Annotated in this window: 12 protein-coding genes; 6 read left to right on the top strand and 6 right to left on the bottom strand. The window is 60.9% G+C overall.

Going from position 1 to position 18,993, the window contains the following annotated elements:
* Window positions 1-6: 6 nt before the first annotated feature.
* The 4 genes from LAB08_RS03660 (at window position 7) to LAB08_RS03645 (ending at window position 4,525) form a co-directional block, all read left to right on the top strand.
* The gene (locus tag LAB08_RS03660; protein WP_096513485.1) at window positions 7-900 is read left to right on the top strand and encodes a glycine betaine ABC transporter substrate-binding protein; all 894 of its coding nucleotides are present in this window, start codon (window positions 7-9) and stop codon (window positions 898-900) included.
* 12 nt (window positions 901-912) lie between these two features.
* Window positions 913-1,566: an ABC transporter permease gene (locus tag LAB08_RS03655; protein WP_096513486.1), complete on the top strand. Its 654-nt coding sequence runs from the start codon at window positions 913-915 to the stop codon at window positions 1,564-1,566.
* Window positions 1,563-2,720, top strand: a complete 1,158-nt coding sequence (locus tag LAB08_RS03650; protein WP_096513487.1) for an osmoprotectant ABC transporter ATP-binding protein OsmV — start codon at window positions 1,563-1,565, stop codon at window positions 2,718-2,720. Before LAB08_RS03655 ends, LAB08_RS03650 begins: the two co-directional genes overlap by 4 nt.
* Before the next feature lie 641 nt (window positions 2,721-3,361).
* The gene (locus tag LAB08_RS03645) at window positions 3,362-4,525 is read left to right on the top strand and encodes a type III PLP-dependent enzyme (protein WP_096513488.1); all 1,164 of its coding nucleotides are present in this window, start codon (window positions 3,362-3,364) and stop codon (window positions 4,523-4,525) included.
* Between the two features lie 143 nt (window positions 4,526-4,668).
* Here LAB08_RS03645 and LAB08_RS03640 read toward each other — a convergent pair whose 3' ends face one another.
* Window positions 4,669-5,436 (bottom strand): tetratricopeptide repeat protein, encoded by a 768-nt coding sequence (locus tag LAB08_RS03640; protein ID WP_096513489.1) that lies wholly within the window; start codon window positions 5,434-5,436, stop codon window positions 4,669-4,671.
* On the bottom strand, window positions 5,433-6,113 hold the full coding sequence (locus LAB08_RS03635) for a Fe2+-dependent dioxygenase (protein WP_096513490.1): 681 nt from the start codon (window positions 6,111-6,113) through the stop codon (window positions 5,433-5,435). The genes LAB08_RS03640 and LAB08_RS03635 overlap by 4 nt, the downstream gene beginning before the upstream one ends.
* A gap of 205 nt (window positions 6,114-6,318) precedes the next feature.
* Between LAB08_RS03635 and LAB08_RS03630 the strand changes: the two genes are divergently transcribed.
* The gene (locus tag LAB08_RS03630; RefSeq protein WP_096513491.1) at window positions 6,319-8,661 is read left to right on the top strand and encodes a TonB-dependent receptor; all 2,343 of its coding nucleotides are present in this window, start codon (window positions 6,319-6,321) and stop codon (window positions 8,659-8,661) included.
* Window positions 8,662-8,991: 330 nt separating this feature from the next.
* Window positions 8,992-11,520 carry a PepSY domain-containing protein gene (locus tag LAB08_RS03625; protein ID WP_096513492.1) on the top strand — a complete coding sequence of 843 codons (2,529 nt, stop codon included), beginning with the start codon at window positions 8,992-8,994 and terminating at the stop codon, window positions 11,518-11,520.
* Between the two features lie 123 nt (window positions 11,521-11,643).
* On the opposite strand, the gene LAB08_RS03620 is transcribed toward LAB08_RS03625, so the two are convergent.
* The 4 genes from LAB08_RS03620 to ptsP all read right to left on the bottom strand — a co-directional run bounded on the left by LAB08_RS03620 (window position 11,644) and on the right by ptsP (window position 18,906).
* Window positions 11,644-13,185, bottom strand: coding sequence for an alkaline phosphatase D family protein (locus LAB08_RS03620; RefSeq protein ID WP_096513493.1), 1,542 nt, complete (start codon window positions 13,183-13,185; stop codon window positions 11,644-11,646).
* 167 nt (window positions 13,186-13,352) lie between these two features.
* Complete coding sequence (locus LAB08_RS03615; protein WP_096513494.1) at window positions 13,353-15,092, bottom strand: PTS fructose-like transporter subunit IIB; 1,740 nt, start codon at window positions 15,090-15,092, stop codon at window positions 13,353-13,355.
* Between the two features lie 11 nt (window positions 15,093-15,103).
* Entirely contained in the window at window positions 15,104-16,045 is a 942-nt protein-coding gene (gene pfkB / locus LAB08_RS03610) for a 1-phosphofructokinase (protein WP_096513495.1), read from the bottom strand.
* Window positions 16,045-18,906 (bottom strand): phosphoenolpyruvate--protein phosphotransferase, encoded by a 2,862-nt coding sequence (gene ptsP, locus LAB08_RS03605; protein ID WP_096513496.1) that lies wholly within the window; start codon window positions 18,904-18,906, stop codon window positions 16,045-16,047. The genes pfkB and ptsP overlap by 1 nt, the downstream gene beginning before the upstream one ends.
* Window positions 18,907-18,993 lie beyond the last annotated feature (87 nt).

Below are 18,993 nucleotides of genomic sequence, written 5' to 3'. Positions count from 1 at the left end.
ATTCTCATGAAGACATCAAGCTTTTTACTAGGCTGCGTCCTGCTGTTCGCGGGATTTGCCCAAGCCGCTGAAAAACCGCTGATCCGCATCGGCGCCCGGGTGTTCACCGAACAGACCCTTCTGGCGGAAATCACCTCGCAGTACCTGCGTGCCAAGGGTTACGACGCACAGGTCACGGGTGGACTGGGCAGCAACCTGGCCCGCAGCGCCCACGAAAGCGGCCAACTGGACATGCTCTGGGAATACACCGGCGTGTCGCTGGTGGCCTACAACCACGTCACTGAAAAACTCGACAGCGAACAGTCCTACGCCCGGGTGAAAGCACTCGACGCGAAAAAAGGCCTGGTCTGGCTTACTCCGTCGAAATTCAGCAACACCTACGCCCTTGCACTACCGAAGAACGTCGCTGACCAATACCCGCAAATCAACACCATCAGCGAGCTGAACAAAGTGCTGCGTGATGAGGCGAAGACCCATCACCTGGTGGCGCTCGATACCGAATTCGCCAATCGCTCCGACGGACTTGGCGGCATGGTGCAGCTGTATGGGATGAACCTGACACGCCAAAACATCCGCCAGATGGACGCCGGGCTGGTCTACACCGCCCTGCGCAACGGCCAGGTGTTTGCCGGACTGGTCTACACCACCGACGGACGCCTCAACGCTTTCAAGCTCAAGTTGCTGAAAGACGACAAGCATTACTTCCCGGACTACACCGCTGCCCCCGTGGTGCGCCAGGCGTTTCTCGATGCTCACCCGCAATTGGCCGAGCAACTCAAACCACTGGCCGAATTGTTCGATGACGACACCATGCGCCAGCTCAATGCGCGGGTGGATGTCGATCATGAAAGCCCCTCCACTGTTGCCGCCGACTTCCTGCGCCAGCATCCATTCAATTAAGGAGGAAAAGTCATGGAATTCTTGAACGCCTTTTCCCATCTCGACTGGCAACAGGTAATGCACCTGACCTGGCAGCACATCACTCTGGTAGGCACCGCCGTCACCCTGGCGATTGTCGTCGGTGTGCCGCTGGGCATTCTGATGACACGCTTTCCGACACTTGCCGGCCCCTTGCAGGCCAGCGCCACGGTGCTGCTGACCGTGCCGTCGATTGCCCTGTTCGGCCTGCTGCTGCCGTTCTATTCGAAATTCGGCCAGGGCCTGGGCCCAATGCCGGCGATCACTGCGGTTTTTCTGTATTCACTGCTACCAATCATGCGCAACACCTACCTGGCCCTGACCAGCGTCGAACCGGGCATTCGCGAAGCCGCGCGCGGCATCGGCATGACCTTCGGCCAGCGCCTGCGCAGGGTCGAACTGCCCATCGCCGTACCAGTGATTCTTGCTGGGGTACGTACCGCCGTGGTGATGAACATCGGCGTCATGACCATCGCCGCCACCATCGGCGCTGGCGGCCTGGGCGTGCTCATCCTCGCTTCCATCAGCCGCAGCGACATGTCGATGCTGATCGTCGGCGCCGTACTGGTCAGCCTGCTGGCCATCTTCGCCGACCTGCTTCTGCAAGCACTGCAACGCTCGCTGACTCCAAAAGGACTCCTGAAATGATCGAACTTCAAAACCTCAGCAAGACCTTCCAAAGCAACGGCAAGGACGTGAAAGCCGTGGACTCGGTGAGCCTGACCGTTAATGAAGGCGAGATTTGCGTGTTCCTCGGGCCATCGGGTTGCGGCAAAAGCACCACGCTGAAAATGATCAACCGCCTGATCAAACCGACCTCGGGCAAGATCCTGATCAATGGTGAAGACACCACCGACCTCGACGCCGTGACCCTGCGGCGCAACATCGGCTATGTGATCCAGCAGATCGGCCTGTTCCCGAACATGACCATCGAAGAGAACATAGTGGTCGTACCGAAGCTACTGGGCTGGGACAAACAGAAATGCCACGACCGCGCCCGCGAGTTGATGAGCATGATCAAGCTTGAGCCCAAGCAATACCTGCATCGCTACCCACGGGAATTATCCGGCGGCCAACAACAGCGGATCGGCGTGATTCGGGCCCTTGCGGCCGATGCGCCGCTGTTGTTGATGGACGAACCCTTCGGCGCGGTCGACCCGATCAACCGCGAAATGATCCAGAACGAGTTCTTCGAAATGCAACGGGCGCTGAACAAGACCGTGATCATGGTCAGCCATGACATCGACGAGGCAATCAAGCTCGGCGACAAGATTGCGATTTTCCGCGCCGGCAAACTGCTGCAGATCGACCACCCGGATACCCTGCTGGCGCACCCGGTGGACGACTTCGTCAGCAACTTCGTCGGCCAGGACAGCACACTCAAGCGCCTGCTGCTGGTGAAGGCCGAAGACGCGGCGGACAACGCGCCGTCCGTCCGCCCGGAAACGCCGGTGGCCGAAGCGCTGGAGTTGATGGACGAGCATGACCGGCGTTATGTAGTGGTCACCTGCGCCGAGAACAAAGCCCTGGGTTATGTAAGGCGTCGCGACCTGCACCGCCAGACCGGCACATGCGGCCAATACCTGCGCGAGTTCAACGCCACGGCGGCGTACGACGAGCATTTGCGCATCCTGTTGTCGCGGATGTACGAGTTCAATCGGGCGTGGTTGCCGGTGATGGATGCCGAGCGGGTGTTCCTCGGCGAAGTCACTCAGGAATCGATTGCGGCTTACTTGAGCTCCGGTCGCTCGCGAGGGATGAAGACCCATATCGTGTCGCCGGCCGAGGCTGTAGTGGCGTAAAAATGCAAAACCTGTGGGAGCGAGCCTGCTCGCGAATGCGCAATTTCAGTCAACAATGATGTTGATTGTGAAAATGCCTTCGCGAGCAGGCTCGCTCCCACAGGATCTGAGTGTTTTTTTCATCTGTTACAAGGCGGAAAAGAATATCAACACCTGACTGCCTGAAACACCGTCAGAAATAGCCCGCAAAACAACCTAAACCTCTTTCAGTCTACCTTCTCGCGGCCAACGTCGCCGATGTTGAAGCCATCGTACTTATCGACGACTTGGCTCACAAAAGCGTCGAACGTGCAGATATTTTTAACACCTGAAAATTATCGGGGAACATCTGCCCGTCATCTCGGTCGGCTACAAAGAGTGATCTCCGTGACGCACGTCAGAAGCGTGCAAAAACGCGACATTTTTTGTTGATCTCAAGCCCCTCACGCCCTAAAGTTCGCGCCGAACGTCCATGCTGGAAACGATCCATCCGGCTCAAGTACTGACGACGAGACAGCAAGGCCAAGGGAAAAGCTGCACTTCCCATGGCCTTTTTGCTTTCGGCGACATGCCTTGGGAAGTAGGCGAACCAAAGTGGGGATACGGAGGACGTTCATTTGCACCCATTGTTTTTACTCGTTTGCCATTAGGAGCTCCCAAGTATGTCGATCCAGGTCGAAGACTATTTCGCGCGCGAAACCTTTCAGAAAATGAAGGCATTCGCCGACAAGCAAGAAACCCCGTTCGTGGTGATCGACACCGCGATGATCAGCCAGGCCTATGACGACCTGCGCGCCGGTTTCGAATTCGCCAAGGTCTACTACGCGGTCAAGGCCAACCCGGCCGTGGAAATCATCGACCTGCTCAAAGAGAAAGGCTCGAGCTTCGACATCGCCTCTATCTATGAGCTGGACAAAGTACTGGGCCGTGGCGTCAGCCCCGACCACATCAGCTACGGCAACACCATCAAGAAATCCAAGGACATCCGCTACTTCTACGAGAAGGGCGTGCGCCTGTTCGCCACCGACTCCGAAGCTGACCTGCGCAACATCGCCAAGGCGGCACCGGGTGCAAAAGTCTACGTGCGCATCCTGACCGAAGGCTCGACCACTGCCGACTGGCCGCTGTCGCGCAAATTCGGCTGCCAGACCGACATGGCCATGGACCTGCTGATCCTCGCCCGCGACCTGGGCCTGGTGCCTTACGGCATCTCGTTCCACGTTGGCTCGCAACAACGCGACATCAGCGTCTGGGACGCGGCGATCGCCAAGGTCAAAGTGATCTTCGAACGTTTGAAAGAAGAAGACGGCATCCACCTGAAGCTGATCAACATGGGCGGTGGCTTCCCGGCCAACTACATTACCCGCACCAACAGCCTGGAAACCTACGCCGAAGAAATCATCCGCTTCCTCAAGGAAGACTTCGGTGACGACCTGCCGGAAATCATCCTGGAACCGGGCCGCTCGCTGATCGCCAACGCCGGCATCCTGGTCAGTGAAGTGGTGCTGGTTGCGCGTAAATCCCGTACCGCTGTAGAGCGCTGGGTGTACACGGATGTGGGCAAGTTCTCCGGCCTGATCGAAACCATGGACGAAGCCATCAAGTTCCCGATCTGGACCGAGAAGAAAGGCGAAATGGAAGAAGTCGTGATTGCCGGCCCGACCTGCGACAGTGCCGACATCATGTACGAAAACTACAAGTACGGCCTGCCGCTGAACCTGGCCATCGGTGATCGCCTGTACTGGCTGTCGACCGGTGCCTACACCACCAGTTACAGCGCCGTGGAATTCAATGGCTTCCCGCCGCTGAAATCCTTCTACGTGTAAGCGCTACACGTAGAAAGCAAAAAGCCCATGACGTGTCATGGGCTTTTTTTTGCCTGGAATTGAAAAGATGCCCAACCTGTAGGAGCCGGCTTGCTGGCGAATCGATGGTGAACTTTACGCCGCCTTCGCTGGCAAGCCAGCCCCTACAGGGGTGTGGTTTCCAGCTCCAATTCGGCGTAGCGCTGGACATATGCCGTTGCCAACGCGCGGATTTGCGGATCGGTTGCGCACGACAATGTCTGGCTCGCTACCCGCAGGAAATTCATATTGCCACCGGCCAATGCCTTGCGTAGCCACACGAGTGCCTCATCAATGTTCCCTTCATCCGCCAGCATCGCGGCATAACTGAACTGCCCGCGAAAATCCCCACCGACTGCCGAGCGTCGATACCAGTCGCGGGCAGCTTCTGTATCTACCGGGCAAATACGCCCTTCTTCCAGATATCGCCCCAGCAGATTCATCGATTTAGCGTGGCCAAGATCAGCAGCGCGTTGATAGAAACTTAATGCCTGTGGCTGATCCTCAACGACACCACGCCCCGTCGCCAGCAGGTTGGCGTAGTTGTACATCGCCCAATCCAGCCCGGCTTCTGCCCCGACCCGGTAATGCCGCGCAGCGACCGAAGCATCGGCAACGCAACCCCAACCATGCTCATGACACCGGCCCAGCATGTTGCGCGCCATCAGGTGCCCTTGTCGGGCGGCAATCTCGAACCAGCGCAACGCCAGTGGCTGGTCCTGCGCAATCCCTCGCCCGTCCAGCAGGATTTGCCCGAGCAACGCCTGGGCATCGACGAGCCCTTCACGAGCCGCCATCAGAATCGCCTGGGCGGCACGGGCCGGGCTTTCATCAAGCATGGCTTTGAGGCGTTCGCCGTCGAGCACCTCTTCGCGGCGCAATTGAAAACTCATACCTCGACCCAGCGGCGAAGCAGGTTGTGATAGGTGCCGGTCAGGCGGATCAGCGAAGGGTGGTCCGGCACATCCTGGGTCAGTTGCCGGATCGCACCGTCCATCTCGAACAACAGCGCACGCTGACTGTCTTCGCGCACCAGGCTTTGGGTCCAGAAAAACGAGGCGTAGCGTGCGCCACGGGTCACCGCGTTGACCTTGTGCAAACTGGTGCCGGGGTACAGCACCATGTCGCCGGCCGGCAACTTCACACGCTGCGTACCGAAAGTGTCCTGGATTTCCAGTTCGCCGCCGTCGTAATCCTGCGGCTCACTGAAAAACAGGGTCGCCGACAGATCGGTGCGCACCCGTTCGATGCTGCCCTTTGGCTGGCGCACGGCATTGTCGATGTGGAAGTCGAAACTGCCACCGGCCGTGTAACAGTTCAGTAACGGGGGAAAGACCTTGTGTGGCAGCGCCGCTGACATGAACTGTGGATTCTTCCACAGCCGATCCAGCATGGCCGCGCCGATTTCCTTGGCCAGCGGATGACCTTCCGGAAGCTGCAGATTGTGCTTGGCCTTGGCCGACTGATAGCCGGCGGTGATCTTGCCATCGGCCCAATCGGCCTGTTCGAGAGCCTCGCGAATGCGCCGCACCTCTTCTTTATCGAACAAGCCGGGAATGTGCAGCAGCATGGGAAGGACGCCTGAAAACAAGGAGCGCTAATGGTATTGATTCTTATTGCCTGTGTAAAACCCGCTGGACGGATGAAACAGTAAAAACCGTAAGGCCAAATTGTAAAGAATGTAAATTCGATGCAAATAGCAAAGTTTCGCAATTGATACAGAGACGCGTCTACCCTATATTCCGCCGCCTCAAATCCTTGGGGAGGGGAATCAAATGTCACGTCTACACCCACAATCACCGGTCAGTTCACCACGCCTGCTCGCTTCTGCCATTGGCGTGGCAATCACTGCCGGCTCTGCGGGCCACATGGTTTTCGCGGCTGAAAAAACCGAAGAGAAAGCGCCGGGCAACGCGATTTCGCTGGGCGCTACCTCCATCAACGGCGAAGCCCGGGACGAGACAACCTACAACGTCGAAAAAGCCTCCTCGCCCAAGTACACCGCACCGCTGGTCGACACACCGCGTTCGATCACGGTCATCCCGCAACAAGTCCTCAAGGACACCGGCGCCCTGAACATGCAGGACGCATTGCGCACTGTTCCAGGCATCACCTTCGGCGCCGGTGAAGGCGGCAACCCGCAGGGCGACCGTCCCTTCATCCGCGGCTTCGATGCCCAGGGCGACACCTACCTGGACGGCGTGCGCGATACCGGTTCGCAGAGCCGCGAAATCTTCGCCGTTGAATCCATTGAAGTCAGCAAGGGCCCGAACTCCGCCATTGGCGGCCGGGGCGCGGCGGGCGGCAGCATCAACCTGGTGAGCAAGAAAGCGCACCTGGGCGACTCCCTCGACGGTGGCTTTACCTGGGGTTCGGACCAGACCCAGCGTTACACCATGGACGGCAACTATCAGTTCTCCGACACCGCTGCCGGCCGTCTGAACCTGATGAGCCACGAGAGCAATGTCGCCGGTCGCCAAAGCGTCAATTACGACCGTTGGGGCGTGGCACCTTCCCTGGCTTTTGGTCTGGGCACCGACACCCGCGTCAACCTCGATTACTACCATCTGGAAAGCAACGACTTGCCGGATTCGGGCATTCCGTACTCGATCCCGACCGCAGGCTCCGCCGCCCGCACCAAGTCCAACCCGGACAAACCTGACGACGGCGGCAACAGCAGCAACTTCTACGGTTTGAATGACCGCGACTTCCGCAAGGGCCGCACCGACACCGCAACCATTTCCATCGAGCACGACCTGGATGACGCGCTGACCATCAAGAACACCCTGCGCCACGGCACCAGCATGCAGGATTACATCCTGACCCAGCCGGACGACAGCAAGGGCAACGTCAACAATGGCAGCGTCTGGCGCCGTGCGAACACACGCGTGAGCAACACCGAGACCACCACCAACCAGACCGATCTGTTTGGTGATGTTTATATCGCCGGGTTCAAGAACAGCTTCGCCACCGGTATCGAGTTGAGCCGCGAGGAAAGCAGGAAATCCTCGTACAACGTCGATACCGACACCACGCCTGGCACAGCGGGCGCCACCACCAACTGCTCGCCGGCGCTGATTGGCGCACCGAGTGGTTACAACTGCACCTCGTTGTCTAACCCGAACCCGAACGATCCGTGGAACGGTGCAATCTCGCGCAACTACGCCGGCACCGACACCAAGGCCAACACCTATGCGCTGTATGTGTTCGACACCCTGGAGTTGTCCGAGCAGTGGCTGGTGAACATGGGCCTGCGTTACGACCATTTCGATACCGAGTACCGCACCTTTGACGGTACCGGGGCAACGGTGGTCAACAAAGGCATACCGGCCAAGGGCGATGACACCAGCGAGTTCGTCACCGGTCAGTTCGGCGTGGTCTACAAGCCGGCGGAAAACGGCAGCATCTATGCGTCCTACGCCACGTCCGCCACACCACCGGGCTCCACTCTCGGCGAAGGCATGGACGGCAACCCGCTGAGCGGCACGCCTGATCGCAACGGCAACCAGCTGAGCAGTGACATGGAGCCGGAAACCACCAAGAACTACGAAATCGGTACCAAGTGGGATCTGATGAATGATCGCCTGTCGCTGACGGCCGATATCTTCCGCACCGAGAAAGAAAACGCTCGTGTGCAAACCAACACCACGTCGTTCGAAAACGTCGGCAAAACCCGCGTTCAAGGTTTCGAGCTGTCGGCCACCGGCAGGCTCACCGACAAATGGCAAGTCTTCGCCGGCTACGCCTACATGGACAGCGAGCAAGTCGATGGTGGTGACCTGCCGGCCAACAAAGCCAACAACGGCAACGAACTGCCTAACACGCCGAAAAACAGCGCCAGCCTGTGGACGACCTATCAGGTCACGCCGAAGCTGACCGTCGGTGGCGGTGCGTTCTACGTCGACGATGTGTTCGGCAGCGCGGCCAACACCACCATGGTCGATTCCTACGTTCGTTACGATGCGATGGCGGCCTACAAGCTGAGCAAAAACATCGACCTGCAACTGAACGTGCAGAACCTGACCGACGAAACCTACTACGACAAGGCTTTCTCGACTCACTTCGCCAACCAGGCGGCGGGCCGTACTGCGTTGCTGAGCACCAACTTCCACTTCTGATAGAAGGGTGAAACCCGCCCCCTGTAGGAGCGAGCCTGTTCGCGATGGTCGTCAACGATAACCCGTGGAACCTGACACCCCGCGTCGTTCTCGAGTTCATCGCGAGTAGGCTCGCTCCTACAAAGGCCAGGCGGTGCAACACAATCCCTGTGGGAGCGAGCCTGCTCGCGATGAGGTCATAACATTCGCCATTTATGCTGGATGTAAGGCCGCCATCGCGAGCAGGCTCGCTCCCACAGTTTTTGTATGTAAAAAAGAATGTTTCTCGACAACCCACGGCATCATAATGCGCGCCGTGATGACTATTTTTGAACGAACAAGGCGAGCGACGTGTTGAAGAAAACCCTGTTCCAGTTGCACTGGTTTTTCGGCATCAGCGCAGGGCTCGTCCTGGCCCTGATGGGCATCACCGGGGCGACGGTATCGTTTCAGGACGAAATCCTGTACGCGCTGAACCCTTCCGTGTTGCAGGTGCACAAGCAGGTCGCCGGTGTACTGCCGCCCGCCGAACTGGTGGAGAAAATCGAAGCGGCCACCGGGAACAAAGTCGCAATGCTTTCGGTGGATATCGACAGCGACATCGCCGCACGCGTGTTCTTCGCCCCGCCGCCGGGGGAGCGCCGTGGGCCAATGCGCTTCTTCGACCCGTACACCGCCGAATTGATGGGCGACGCCACCGGCCAGGACTTCTTCGGCCTGATGCTGCAACTGCACCGCTTCCTTGCCATGGGCGACACCGGTCGCCAGATCACCGGCGCCTGTACGCTGATCCTGGTGTTCTTCTGCCTCTCCGGCCTGTACCTGCGTTGGCCCCGCCAGTGGAAAAGCTGGCGCGCCTGGCTGACCCTCGACTGGAAGAAAAAGGGTCGCAGCTTCAACTGGGACCTGCACTCGGTCGCGGGCACCTGGTGCCTGGTGTTTTACCTCTTGGCAGCGCTGACCGGTTTGTCCTGGTCCTACGAGTGGTACAACAAGGGCCTGACACGACTTCTCTCCGATTCGCCGCAGAACGAACGCGTTCGCGGCGGTCGTGGCCCGGCGCCAAACGGCCCGGCTCCGACCGCCGATTACTCGGCCATGTGGAGCAGCATCTATAGCGCGGCCGGCCCCGGGCTGAGTTTCTACAACACCCGCATGCCACCGGTGGCGGGGCAACCGGCGACGATTTATTACCTGCTGAAAGACTCTCCCCACGACCGCGCGCTGAACCAGATCACCCTCGACCCGGTCACCGGCGTGATCAAACGGCATGACCGCTACAGCGACAAGAGTTTCAAGGCACAACTGTTGACCAGTATCTACGCGCTGCACGTCGGCAGCTACTTCGGCATCGTCGGGCGCATCATCCTGACGATCACTGCCCTGACCATGCCGCTGTTTTTCATCACCGGGTGGATGTTGTACCTCGATCGTCGCCGCAAAAAGCGCCAGATCAAGGACGCCCGCCAAGGCCTCGCCCAACCGGGCAGCGATGCGCCGTCGTGGCTGATCGGCTTCGCCAGCCAAAGCGGTTTTGCCGAGCAACTGGCGTGGCAGACCGCCGGCCAATTACAGGCTGCCGGCCTGCCGGTGAAGGTGCAGCCGCTGGCCAGTGTCAGCGAACAGGACTTGCGGGATTCGAGTAACGCGCTGTTCGTGGTCAGCACCTTCGGCGACGGCGAAGCGCCGGACAGTGCCCGGGGTTTCGAGCGCAAGGTCCTGGGCCGGACGTTGAGCCTGGAGCGCCTGAACTACGCCGTGCTCGGTCTGGGTGACCGGCAATACCAGCACTTCTGCGGCTTCGCCCGACGCCTGCACACCTGGCTGGGCGAACACGGCGGCAAGACCCTGTTCGCCCCTGTGGAGGTCGACAGTGGCGACCCCTATGCCTTGCGTCACTGGCAACAGCAACTCGGTCTGTTGACCGGCCAGGCGCCCGTGGACACCTGGCAAGCGCCGAGCTACGACAACTGGACCCTGACCCGTCGCGAGCTGCTCAACCCGGACAGCAGCGGTTCGCCCGTTTACTTGCTGGGCCTCACCGCGCCGACCACCAGTAGTTGGCTGGCCGGTGACCTGGTGGAAGTGCTGCCGCGCAATTGCCCATGGGCGATCGAGCATTTCCTCGATGGCCTGGGGATTGATGGTCGAGCCACGATTGCACTCGATGGGTTGTCGCAACCGCTGGAACAAGCCCTCGCCCGCCGACAACTGCCCGAGAACCGCAGTCATCTGGTCGGCCTGCACGCGCAAGCGCTGGTGGACGCCCTCGTGCCATTGGCCATGCGCGAATACTCCATTGCCTCGATTGCCGCCGACGGCATCCTGGAACTGATCGTGCGCCAGGAACTGCACCCCGATGGCCGCCTGGGCGTCGGCTCCGGCTGGCTCACGGAACACGCGCCGGTGGGCTCCAACATCAGCCTGCGGGTTCGGCGCAACAGCGGCTTCCACCTGCCGAACGAACCGGTGCCGATGATCCTGCTCGGCAACGGCACCGGACTGGCCGGGCTGCGCAGTCTGCTCAAGGCGCGGATTGCCGAGGGTCAACAACGTCACTGGTTGCTGTTCGGCGAGCGCAATCGGGAACACGATTACCTGTGTCGCGACGAGCTGGAAGAATGGCTGATTTCCGGCGATCTGCAGCGCCTGGACCTGGCCTTCTCAAGGGACCAGGCCGAGAAAATCTATGTACAGGATCGCCTGCGCGAGTCGGCCGCTGAACTGCAGAAATGGCTGGCGGAGGGGGCCGTGATCTATATCTGCGGTAGCTTGCAGGGGATGGCCGCTGGCGTCGATCAAGTACTCAACGACCTGCTCGGTGCCGCGGAAGTGGAGCGCCTGATCGAACAGGGTCGCTACCGCCGCGACGTTTACTGATACAACGCATTTCCCTTGTAGGAGCTGGCTTGCCAGCGAAGGGACCAGAACGTTCAACCATTTCGTTGGATGTGAAGCCGCCTTCGCTGGCAAGCCAGCTCCTACAACAGAGGGTCGGTGTTGTTATGCCGGCTGCAACTTCTGCTCAAACACCGCCACTCCATCCAGATCCCGCAACACCACGCTCAATTCCCCGCTCTGCCCTTCAATATTCACTTCGCCAAAAAACTGAAACCCGGCAAACGGCGACATGTTTTGCGCGGGCGGTGCCTTCTGGAACACCACCTCGGGGCCGAATGTTTCATCCAGCGGATTAGGCCCGTAGCTGCCAGCATTCAAGGGGCCTGCGACGAACTCCCAAAACGGTTCGAAATCCTGGAAGGCGGCGCGATCCGGGTGGTAATGATGCGCCGCGCAGTAGTGCACATCCGCCGTCAGGAACAGGAAATTGCGCACCTGTTGCGCCCGTAAGAAACCCAGCAGCTCGGCGACTTCCAGCTCTCGCCCCTGAGCCGGTCCGGGGTCGCCATTGGCCACCGCTTCCCAGCGCGCCACACCGGGGCTGACCTCGCCATCGGGGACGCCGAGGCCGATGGGCATGTCGGCGGCAATGACTTTCCACTGGGCCTTGGAGGCTTTCAGCGAAGCCTTCAGCCAATCCAGTTGTTCACGCCCAAGGAAAGGTTTGGTGGCACCCAGGTTGTCATCATTGGCGCCACGATAACTGCGCATGTCGAGCACGAATACATCCAGCAAGGGCCCATAACTGAGCTGGCGATAAATCCGCCCGCCACCATCGGCGCTCTGCAAGCGCATCGGTGCGTACTCGAGCCAGGCCTGGCGCGCGCGGTCCACCAGGCTGTGGATATCTTTGCTCTTGTACCGCTGGTCCAGTTGTTTGCCCGGCGACCAGTTGTTCACCACTTCGTGGTCGTCCCATTGCCAGATCTGCGGCACTTCGGCGTTGAAGCGGCGAATGTTTTCGTCCATCAGGTTGTAGCGGTAATTGCCACGGTAATCATCCAGGGTCTCGGCGACTTTGCTCTTGGCCTCGCTGGTGAGGTTGCGCCATACCCGGCCGCCTTCGGTGACGATCTGCTCAGGCACGGGACCGTCGGCGTAGATGGTGTCGCCGCTGTGGATAAAGAAGTCCGGCAGACGCAGGCGCATGGCTTCGTAGATGCGCATGCCGCCGATGTCCGGGTTGATGCCGAAGCCCTGGCCGACGGTGTCGCCGCTCCAGACAAAACGAATGTCGCGGCGGGTCTGGGGCACACTACGCAGATGGCCGAACCAGGGCTCGCTGGTGACGCCGCTCTGGGCATCTTCAAATTGCACACGGTAGAAAATCGCCTGATCGGCGGGCAGCCCAGTGAGCTCCACCCGAGCCGTGAAGTCGGTGCGGGCATCGGCCAGGGGCGAAATGAATCGCCGGGGGTTGGGAAACAGGCTGCGGGTGTCCCACTCCACCACCATTCGCGCCGGACGATCACAGCGGCTCCAGATCATTGCGCGGTCGACGAGCAGGTCACCCGACTGCACACCATCGGTGAGTTGCGGCCGATCCTTGACCGAAGCGATCACCGCCGGTGCCAACCCCGGCAACAACAGCCCGGCGCCGACGGCTTGCATGACTCGACGACGGCCGAGGTCGAATTCGCTCATGGTGTTCTCCCTGAAAAAGGAAGACTGAAGCACGTGCGCATGACGCCCGTGTGAAAACGCGATCTCTGTGGGAGCGAGCCTGCTCGCGAAGGCGTTGTGTCAGTCTACTTCTACTTTACTGACAGACCGCCTTCGCGAGCAGGCTCGCTCCCACAAGGGGGTCGGTGTCAGGCACTGACGGGGTCAACTGCTAACTCCACCACCTCAGACCGCTTGACCAGCGCATACACCACCGCCGTCAACAAACTCCCCGCGACAATCGCCAGCAAATACAGCAGGGCATGGTTGATCGCATTGGGAATCATCATCACGAACAAACCGCCGTGGGGCGCCATCAACTTGCAGCCGAAATACATCGACAACGCACCGGTCAGCGCACCACCGGCAATACTTGCCGGAATCACCCGCAGCGGGTCTTTGGCGGCAAACGGGATCGCGCCTTCGGAGATAAAACACAAGCCCAGCACCAACGCGGCCTTACCGGCCTCGCGTTCAGTTTGCGCAAACTTGCGCCGGGCAATGAACGTGGCGATCCCCAGGCCAATCGGCGGCACCATGCCCGCCGCCATGGTCGCCGCCATTGGCGCATAACTCTGTGATGCCAGCAGCCCGACCGAGAACGCATAAGCGGCCTTGTTGATCGGCCCGCCCAAGTCGACGCACATCATGCCGCCCAGCAGCACGCCGAGCAGAATCGCGTTGGTGGTACCCATGCTGTCGAGGAAATGCGTGAGCCCGGCAAGCATTCCGGCCACCGGTTTGCCGACCACGTAGATCATCACCAGACCGGTGAACAAACTGGCCAGCAGCGGAATGATCAGGATCGGCTTCAGTGCCTCGAGGCTTTGCGGTAACCGCGCATAACGATTGATCGCCTGGGCGGCATAACCGGCGATAAACCCGGCAATGATCCCGCCAATGAAACCGGCGCCAAGGGTGCTCGCCAACAGGCCGCCGATCATCCCGGGGGCCAGGCCCGGTCGGTCGGCAATCGAATAGGCGATGTAGCCCGCCAGCAACGGCACCATCAGCTTGAACGCCGTATCGCCACCAATCTGCATCAGCGCTGCCGCCAACGTCCCCTCTTCCTTGAACGCGGTGATGCCGAACACGAATGACAGGGCGATCATCAGACCGCCCGCCACCACCATCGGCAACATGAACGACACACCGGTCAGCAGGTGTTTGTAGACCCCGGTCTTCTCTTGCTTGACCGGGCCTTTCGCACCGGTGGCCGCGCTTTCCTGCGCGCCTTCGGCCAGCGCTTTGTTCAGCGTCGCTTCGGCTTGCTTGAGGGCAATGCCGGTGCTGCAACGATAGATTTTCTTGCCGGCAAAACGCTCGGTGGCAACTTCGATGTCTGCAGCCAGCAGCACCACGTCGGCATCGGCAATCGCTTGCGGACTCAGGGGATTGCGCGCGCCCACGGAGCCCTGGGTTTCCACTTGCAGGTCGTAGCCCAGACGCTTGGCTGCCTGGTGCAAGGCTTCGGCAGCCATGAAGGTATGGGCGACACCGGTCGGGCACGCGGTAATCGCCACCAGACGCGGGGTGTTTTCAGCGAGGGTCACAGGCTCGGCGATGACGTCGGGGGCAGCGTAAACCTGAGCTTCTTCAGCGCCGTGCCGCAGCACTGCTTCGACATCTTGCAGGGCTTGAGCCGGCGTACTCTGGAAGACGCGTTTACCGACGAACCGCGACATATCCACCGGTGCACTGGTCACCAGCAACACCCACTCGGCAGCTTCAATCGTGGCCGCCGACATTTGCCGCTCGGGATGTGCCGCATCGTTGACTTCGACACTGGTGCTCCAGCCCTGTCGCTGGGCCGCCGCATCCAGCAAACGGGCGCACAGCACACTGGTGACCATGCCGTTCGGGCAGGCAGTAACAATGGCTAACTTCATGACCAACCCTCTTATTGTTCTGTCAGGGGACGCACGCGCACACCCTGTTCGAGCTGCGCCAGGTACGCCGCATCGTCGATGCCGAAACCGATCCGGGTCACCGCCATCGCGGCAATCGCCGTGGCAGTACGCAAGGTCTGTTCGGGCGTGTCGGCGCTGAGCAACCCGTGGAGCATGCCCGCGAGCAACGCGTCACCCGCGCCCACCGTACTGGCGACGCTGACCTTGGGCGGCGTGGCATGCAGCGCAGAGCCGACGCTGAACCAGTTCACGCCCTCGGCACCGTGTGAAATCACCACGTGTTCGATGCCCTGGGCGTGTAAGCGGCTCGCCGCTTCGGCCTGGGCCAGCACCGAAATCACCTCGCCACCCAGCACCTCGGCCAGTTCTTGTGTGTTGGGCTTGATCAGCCATGGACCGGCCTTGAGCGCGGCCGCCAGGGCATCGCCACTGGTGTCGAGGGCGACGTTCAAACCGAGATTTTTCAAGCGCAGCACCAACGCCTGCAACCACTGCGGGCTGACGCCTTGGGGCAGGCTGCCGGCGACGACGACAGCGTCATGGGCCGGCGCAATCTGGTCGAGTCGATCGAGCAACGCATGCTGCGCCGCCGCACTAACCTGCGGCCCCGGACCATTGAGGTCGGTGATGCGGCCATCGCTTTCCGCCAGTTTGATATTGCTGCGCGTCTCGCCCGGCACGCGGATGAACGCATCGGTAAAACCGCGTTTGGCGAACAGGGTTTCGAACGCCTGCTGGTTGTCTTCGCCGAGGAAACCGCTGACGGTCAGTTGATGCCCCAGGTCCGCCAGCACTTGCGCCACGTTCACGCCTTTGCCGGCGGCGTGGGTGTGCATGGCATCGCTGCGGTTGACCTGACCGGGTTCCAGTTGCGGCAACTGCACGGTCAAATCCAGCGCCGGGTTGAGGGTCAACGTTAAAATCCTGGCCATTACAGGGCCTCCACTAATGCGCGCACTTCATTGGCGCTGCCCACGGCGAGTGCCGCTTGGGCGAGGGTTTGGGTCTGGCCCAGGCTCAATTCACGAATCCGCGCCTTGACCTCGGCAATGCTGCGCGCCCCCACGCTCAGCTCATCCACGCCAAGGCCGACCAGCACCGGCACCGCCAGCGGATCGGCCGCCAATTCGCCGCATACGCCAACCCATTTGCCATGGGCATGAGCCGCGCGCACGGTGATGTCGATTAGTTGCAACACCGCCGGATGCAAGCCATCAGCCTGCGCCGACAAGGTCGGATGGCCACGGTCGATGGCCAGGGTGTATTGGGTCAGGTCGTTGGTGCCGACACTGAAAAAATCGACCTCTTTGGCCAGTACCGGTGCCAGCAAGGCGGCTGATGGCACTTCGATCATAATCCCGAGCTGCAAGTCCGCCACCGGAATTTCCAGACGCAGGCGTTCCGTCATGTCCCGGGCCTGGCGCCACTCATCAACGCTGCCGACCATGGGGAACATGATGCGCAACGGGCGGTTGTCGGCGGCCCGCAGCAGGGCGCGCAGCTGCGCCTCCATGATCTGCGGCCGCTGCAAGGTCAGGCGAATACCGCGTACACCGAGGAAGGGGTTTTCCTCCTTGGCGATCGGCCAATACGGCAGTGGTTTGTCACCGCCAACATCGAGAGTGCGCACCACCAGCGGACGTCCGGCCAGGCCATCGAGCACACGGCGGTATTCCGCTTCCTGGGTCGCTTCGTCCGGTGCTTGCGGGTGGGCCATGAAAATCAGTTCGGTGCGCAACAGGCCGATGCCTTCGGCGCCCTGCTCCACCGCGCTGGTAACGCCGGCGCTTTCACCGATGTTGGCAAACACTTCGACCGCGTGCCCGTCGGTGGTCAGCGCCGGTTGATGACGTTGTTCGGCAGCGGCTTTGAGTCGCTGTTCGCGGGTGTCACGCTCTTCGATGGCACGTTGCAGGGTCGTCGCATCGGCATCCACGTGCAAACGACCGCGCTGGCCATCGAGCAGCAATGGTGTGCCCGATGCCAGCAGCAGCACCGCCGCACCGGCGCCGACCAGTGCCGGAATACCCAGTGCCCGGGCGACGATGGCGCTGTGGGCGGTGGCGCCACCCCGGGCGGTAAGAATGCCGGCGACGCGGGTCGGATCAAGACGCGCCACATCGGACGGGCCGACTTCGTCCATCACCAGAATGTAAGGCTGCTCAGGCTCACTTGGGCTTTGGACACCACACAACTGTGCCAACACGCGACGACCGATATCACGCAAATCGGCGGCGCGCTCGGCCAGCAACGCATCCTGCAGCGCTTCCTGTTGCCGGGCTGCGGCTTCGATCACCGACATCCACGCGGCTTCCGCGCTTTCACCCTGCTTGAGCCGGGTGTCGACGTCATCGGTCAGTTCCGGGTCGTCGAGCATTTCCTGGTGGGTGACGAAAATCTCGCGGATGGCCTTGGCCTTGCTGCGCTTGATCAAGCCGCCAATGTCACGACGTACATCCGCCAGCGCCTGCTTGAGACGTTCGCGCTCGATGGCGGCGGACTCTCCGCGCAGCGGGTAATCAATGTGTTGCAGCACTTGAATATGCGCCGGACCGATAGCAATGCCCGGTGCGGCAGCAATCGCCTGCAACAAACTGCCGGACGCGGGGGCCAACAGCACTTCGGCCACTTCGACGACGTCTTCCCGTGGCGGGTTCACCGCAGGCAATGGCTCGATTTCTTCGCCGAGGCCTTCTTCGATGGCTTTCAACAACACCGGCAATGCATCGGCGGCGATGCTCGGCTCGGCGATGATTTCCAGCACCTGTCCGCGACGGGCGCCGAGGCTGAGCAACTTGCTCAGACTCTTCACCGACACTGCACTGTCCTGGCTATCAACGATGCGGATACGAATGTCGCCTTCAAAGCTTTTCGCCAATTGAGCGAGGATTTGCGCCGGACGTGCATGCAAACCGTGGGCGTTGGCCAGTGCGATACGCGCGCTCGGCCAGTCAGCCGGCAGTTCACCGCCGAGCACCTCCAGCACTGCGCGGCAACTGGTGGCGCGCCCCAATTCATGGCCGCGGCCTTCGATCAGCAACGCGCACAGGCGTTCGAGCAAGGCTTGATGGGCTTCGCCAAGGCTGGCCAGACAGAACAGCCCACTCAGCGGCTGGCCGAGGTAACGCAAGGGTTTGTCGGGGGTGACGAAGGCCAGACCTGGGCGCTTGACCGTTTGTTCACTGTGCAGCCACCACAGGCCATCGCCCAGCGGCAACGCCTCGACCTGTTGCAACACAGCGGAAAAACCATTGCTGACGCAGTCGGCCTGGCGCAGCAAACGTGCGCCGCGCCAGACCAACTCTTCGAAATCTTCGGCGGCAACGCCCAGGCCAATCATTTGTGCATCCAGCGCCAGTTCCTGCGGCGCGCCTTGCAGCAGTTTCAACAAGGCTTCGGCGGAACCGGCGCGACGCAGTGCCTGGCCCAGATCGGTTTCGCCGAGGGCTCGGGTCAGCAATTGCAGCAGGCGCAGATGTTCATCGGATTTGGCGGCAATGCCGATCGCCAGATAAACGATCTGCCCGTCACCCCAATCCACGCCGTCGGGGAACTGCATCAGGCGCACGCCGGTGGTGAACACCAGGTCGCGGGTTTCCGGCGTTCCGTGGGGAATGGCAATACCCTGACCGAGAAAGGTCGAGCCCTGGGCTTCGCGTGCCTGCAAACCGGCGAGGTAACCCTCGGCGACCAGGCCGTCGGCAACCAGATGCCGGGCCAGCAACTGCAAGGCGGCTGACTTATCCACAGCCGACTGGCCCATGGATATCTGCTCTACAGTGAGCTCGAGCATGCTTTCTCCTTTTTGGCGCCTGTGGGCACCAGGTATTGTTTTGAATGATTCAGCTTACGCGCTTGTCTGAAGACAGTATTTGGCGGT

Origin of the sequence: Pseudomonas izuensis, from assembly GCF_002356535.2 — a bacterium.
GTDB lineage: Bacteria > Pseudomonadota > Gammaproteobacteria > Pseudomonadales > Pseudomonadaceae > Aquipseudomonas > Aquipseudomonas izuensis.
The sequence above is the reverse complement of the archived record's forward strand: the minus strand, read 5'-3'. Positions and strand labels throughout refer to the sequence as shown.

What these genes read in the sequence shown, in the direction of transcription:
- LAB08_RS03630 (WP_096513491.1), top strand. Translation starts at nt 6,319, where the DNA reads ATGTCACGTCTACACCCACAATCACCGGTCAGTTCACCACGCCTGCTC.
- LAB08_RS03655 (WP_096513486.1), top strand. Translation starts at nt 913, where the DNA reads ATGGAATTCTTGAACGCCTTTTCCCATCTCGACTGGCAACAGGTAATG.
- LAB08_RS03660 (WP_096513485.1), top strand. Translation starts at nt 7, where the DNA reads ATGAAGACATCAAGCTTTTTACTAGGCTGCGTCCTGCTGTTCGCGGGA.
- LAB08_RS03615 (WP_096513494.1), bottom strand. Translation starts at nt 15,092, where the DNA reads ATGAAGTTAGCCATTGTTACTGCCTGCCCGAACGGCATGGTCACCAGT.
- LAB08_RS03620 (WP_096513493.1), bottom strand. Translation starts at nt 13,185, where the DNA reads ATGAGCGAATTCGACCTCGGCCGTCGTCGAGTCATGCAAGCCGTCGGC.
- LAB08_RS03645 (WP_096513488.1), top strand. Translation starts at nt 3,362, where the DNA reads ATGTCGATCCAGGTCGAAGACTATTTCGCGCGCGAAACCTTTCAGAAA.
- pfkB (WP_096513495.1), bottom strand. Translation starts at nt 16,045, where the DNA reads ATGGCCAGGATTTTAACGTTGACCCTCAACCCGGCGCTGGATTTGACC.
- LAB08_RS03635 (WP_096513490.1), bottom strand. Translation starts at nt 6,113, where the DNA reads ATGCTGCTGCACATTCCCGGCTTGTTCGATAAAGAAGAGGTGCGGCGC.
- ptsP (WP_096513496.1), bottom strand. Translation starts at nt 18,906, where the DNA reads ATGCTCGAGCTCACTGTAGAGCAGATATCCATGGGCCAGTCGGCTGTG.
- LAB08_RS03650 (WP_096513487.1), top strand. Translation starts at nt 1,563, where the DNA reads ATGATCGAACTTCAAAACCTCAGCAAGACCTTCCAAAGCAACGGCAAG.
- LAB08_RS03640 (WP_096513489.1), bottom strand. Translation starts at nt 5,436, where the DNA reads ATGAGTTTTCAATTGCGCCGCGAAGAGGTGCTCGACGGCGAACGCCTC.